This window comes from Mycobacterium angelicum (assembly GCF_002086155.1).
Lineage (GTDB): Bacteria > Actinomycetota > Actinomycetes > Mycobacteriales > Mycobacteriaceae > Mycobacterium > Mycobacterium angelicum.
Genome location: NZ_MVHE01000287.1, coordinates 1 through 490, shown reverse-complemented (window position 1 = coordinate 490; position 490 = coordinate 1). Strand labels below are relative to the sequence as shown.

General features: G+C 68.2%; 1 protein-coding gene. It reads right to left on the bottom strand.

The window, feature by feature from the left end; genetic code table 11:
* On the bottom strand, positions 1–490 hold a 490-nt coding region (locus tag BST12_RS32675; RefSeq protein ID WP_170062239.1), incomplete at both ends, for a Rossmann-fold NAD(P)-binding domain-containing protein.

The window sequence follows — 490 nt, the reverse complement described above, 5'->3', positions numbered from 1 at the left end:
GTTCCAGGCACACCGATTGGCCCAGACCCCACACGGCGGCCTGGTCAGCGGTCAGGGGTGAGTCGTCGGTGCCTAGTTGCGCACCGCCGTGGGTTACGACCCAAAGCGGCAGGCTCAGGGCGCTATCGCCATAGGCCTGAACCAGGGCCAGCGTGGCCAACACCGCCGGGGCTGGTCCGGGGACGACGGACTCGGTGGAGTCGGGGAGGGCCAGCAGGGACAAGACGCCATCGCAGTTGCTGGTGGTGCTGTGGTCGATCAGCAACGCGGCGAGTTGATCTCGGTCGAGGTGGTCCATGTCGAGGACCACTGTGGAGAATCCGTCGGGATAGGCCGCTACCAGGGCCTGCAGCCAGGGATTGTGGGCCTGTTCGGGGCGGGTCAGGACCAGCCATCGTGGCCGGGTCGCAGGGAAGCTGGCCGGCGTGACGGCTCGCCAGCTCACCTGGTAGCGCAGCTGGTCCACCCGAGCGCGTTCGGCCAGGTGTTG